The following is a 2,213-nucleotide window of genomic DNA, read 5'->3' as shown; positions in this document are numbered from 1 at the left end:
AATCCTATTATAAGCGCTTTTTTAATCTCTAGAAAACGACGTTAATCAAAATATGCGTAGTTTTTCAGTGCCCTCAAATTTATGGCTCCTTTTTTACCTTTTGCTTTTTTATTTGTTACAACAGTATAAAGTTCTCCCATTGATAAATTCACTTCGTCAATGGATAAATATTGCCCCATATTTTCGGGGAATATTAGCCAGGTATTAGCATGTTCACCCCGTTTCCAAGTAGAGAAGTTACTGAGATGTTTCTTGTATTGACGTTGAAGCTTCTTTCCATTGACTCTAAAGAAAAATCCTATAGTATGACAATCGTTTGCTTTAGTATCTATTAATGTCTTTTAAAAAATCCGCAAACTCTTGATTCATGCGGGTTCCTTGGGCAATAATATTCCAATCGCGTTGAATAATTTCTTGAGATTCTTTATCGGTCCATCGTCGTCTGTTAATATGTAGGTAAACGAATTTACCTCTTAAAGGAAAATCTTGAATAGTAATTTCATTTAGAAATCCCTTTGAGATAAGTTGGCGGTTGTTATACTCTTTTGGCGGAGTATTTTTCTCTTCAAAGAAGAGGTGCATTTTCTCTTTTTCGATTTTAGTGTTTACCAAATCAAAGTGTTCTACAATCAATTCAGGAAGTATGAGTTTAAGTAGTTCTATATAATTTTCCAAGGCCAATTTTTTGCCGTAAATATCGGGAATATTTAATTCCTCCCCAACTTTTGTGATTGACCCAGGATTTCTTGGCAATCAAGCCTATATTTCTTGCCATATCAAGGGTTATCTCGGTTACTAGATTACGTTGTTTCAGAGGGATTTTTTCAATAATAGCAATTACCGTTTCAGCTGTAGTTCCGGCAACCATTGCAACTATAGCTCCTTTTTTCCCTATGGCAGCTTTATTGGTTATAATTGTAAAGAGTTCGCCATTAGATAGGGAGGTTTTGTCTATCGATAAGCGTTTGCCAATGTTTTCAGGGAAAATAAGTCCTTACATTCTGTTCAGACTCTAAAAGATAGAAAAGAATGATGTGATTTCTATCGGACAATATACTTTTTGAATTTATAACTTTGCAAACATAGGATTTATCGAAGCTATAATGATTTCTCCAGTAGTTTTGTTGGTTCAATGATGACGTTTAATGTGCAAATAGACAAACTTAGCTCTGAGGGGGAAATCCGGAATCGTTATTTCATATGGAAAGCCTTCGGATGCTAGTTGTACTGTATCAAACTCAACAGGTGACTTTATTTTTTCTTCAAAGTAAAGGTGCTTGTTTTCGGAGGACGTAATAGCAGCAGAGGAAACTGTTTGAAAATTATTTATCAAAAAATCAGATGTATAAGTTTTAAAAGGTCGATAGCGTTCATTTGCTATTTTTTTTTATTTTTGAAAACTATTTTTTCTTAAAACTTCTTCCTGGTTTTGTTTATGATCTGAAATTGTCCCCGAATATGATACAATAGAGAAAAGTTTTCCCAATAAAAAATTTGAGGATAAACAAGGTGATTATCCTTTGAATAATTTTAAGAGGCTTCCTCTCGGTTCAATAAATATATAAAATTTATGATACAAATTTGGATTTGAAGAGTGCGTCTAGGTAATGTGCTGTCGATTTCATTTTAACTCCTTATATATAAGGAGTGATTATCTAGAATGAAAGAGGGTTTATATCGACTATTTATAAAGTTGCGTCATGTAGCGCTTGAATAGTATAGTAGTAGCTATTTTAAACATATTAGTCATATAAGCAGGCTGTGAATAACCGCTATCCTTTATATGTTATAATACCCACCAAGTATTCCTCAATACAAATCCACAATAAACATCCGCACAGTCACCCTATCCTTTGGAGAGGTCAGGGGAGAGCATTATTGATTCCAACTTAGATAACTTATGTGTCAGAACAACCACTAAGTATTCCTCAATGCAAATCCGCAATAAACATCCGTGCAGTCACCCTTTCCTTTGGAGAGGGGCGAGGAGAGGATTAATATATTAGAATAACTCCGCAAAGGGAGTCGATCTTCGTTATAAAGAGGGTTAAAACAAAAGTTAGATGTTTAAAAACCCGCAAAACCCTCATAAGCCTTACAATTCTCAATAGATTATTCTTACAATTCAAATAAACGATAAGAAAGGCTTGTTTTCAAAGGCTACATTTAGAGCGTATTAAAAACAAAGTGCAAATAAATCCAATAAAAAGGGT

2 protein-coding genes are annotated in these 2,213 nt (G+C 33.8%); both read right to left on the bottom strand.

Going from position 1 to position 2,213, the window contains the following annotated elements:
- Positions 1–321 precede the first annotated feature (321 nt).
- Complete coding sequence (locus tag H8R24_RS17925; RefSeq protein ID WP_187021816.1) at positions 322–675, bottom strand: ISAon1 family transposase N-terminal region protein; 354 nt, start codon at positions 673–675, stop codon at positions 322–324.
- Complete coding sequence (locus tag H8R24_RS17920; RefSeq protein WP_317172601.1) at positions 650–913, bottom strand: hypothetical protein; 264 nt, start codon at positions 911–913, stop codon at positions 650–652. The genes H8R24_RS17925 and H8R24_RS17920 overlap by 26 nt, the downstream gene beginning before the upstream one ends.
- Positions 914–2,213: the final 1,300 nt, after the last annotated feature.

It is taken from the genome of Flavobacterium muglaense (assembly GCF_014305155.1).
Lineage (GTDB): Bacteria > Bacteroidota > Bacteroidia > Flavobacteriales > Flavobacteriaceae > Flavobacterium > Flavobacterium muglaense.
The sequence above is the reverse complement of the archived record's forward strand: the minus strand, read 5'-3'. Positions and strand labels throughout refer to the sequence as shown.